At 70.6% G+C, this 1,036-nt stretch carries 1 pseudogene; it reads right to left on the bottom strand.

Going from position 1 to position 1,036, the window contains the following annotated elements:
• A pseudogene (locus tag EU555_RS36600) lies at nt 1-1,036 on the bottom strand (ExeM/NucH family extracellular endonuclease); the annotation flags it as partial.

The raw sequence follows: 1,036 nt of genomic DNA, 5'->3' as shown, positions 1-1,036 counted from the left end.
TCAGCCCTGTGTTCCGAATCCGAAGGTGGCGTCGCCCTGGGGCGAGCGGCCCTCGATCGCGCCGTATTGCAGGTAGTGCAGCATCGGGTCGATCCCCGCCGCCCGCACGTCCCCGTTCGCCGCCAGGTACGCCGTCGTGTCGAAGCCCGTCCCGGGATCCCGTCCCTCCTTCCAGCCATACACGTCGTAGTGCATCAGCGGGTCGATCCCCGCCGCCCGCACGTCGCCATACGCGGTCAGGTAGCCCCGCGTGTCGAACACCGCGTTCGGGTCGCGCCCCTCCCGCCAGCCGTAGGTCTGGTAGTGCTCGTAGGCGTAAGCGAACCCGTCCCGGCCCGACGCGATCGCCGCCCGCGCCACGTCGCCGTTCTGAAGCAGGTAGAATTCCGCGTCGAAGCCCGGATGCAGCGCCAGATCCGCGGTCCTGCCGATCGCGGCGTAGATCGCGCGGCCCTCGCCCTGGCCGTATTCGAGGTAGTGCTTGAGCGGGTCGATCCCGGCGGCCTTCACGTCGGGGTTGCGGGCGAGGTAGAGCTCGTTGTCGAAGGCGGCGGAGGGGTCGCGGCCCTCCTTCCAGCCGGCCTGATCGTACTGCGCGAGGGGGTTCTGGCCCGAGGCGCGCAGGCCCGGGTTGGCGGCGAGGTAGCCTGTGGTGGAGAACAGGGCGCTGGGGTCGCGGCCCTCCGTCCAGCCGTACTGGGCGTAGTGGTCGTCGGCGTCCTGGCCGGCCTGGAGCACGTCCTTGTTGGCGGCGAGATAGAAGAGGTCGTCGACGAGGGGCTTTGCGTCTCCGGTGACGATGGTGGCGTCGGAGAAGAGGTAGCGCTCGAAGCCGGTGACGCGGTCCTGGCCCTCGGGGCCGGCGATGAGGGTGTAGGCGCCGTCGCGGGCGACGGTGGTGTCGGCGAGCCGGGAGTTGAACACCAGGGTGTCGGTGCCGGTCGGGCCGGTCGGGCTCTGGCCGCCCAGCAGGATGTCGTTGCCCGGGCTGTTGAACACGATGTCGTCGCCCGCCCCCCCGGAGATCAGGTCGTCG

The organism is Methylobacterium nonmethylotrophicum (assembly GCF_004745635.1).
GTDB classification, from domain to species: domain Bacteria; phylum Pseudomonadota; class Alphaproteobacteria; order Rhizobiales; family Beijerinckiaceae; genus Methylobacterium; species Methylobacterium nonmethylotrophicum.
This window is presented reverse-complemented; position numbering and strand designations above follow the sequence as displayed.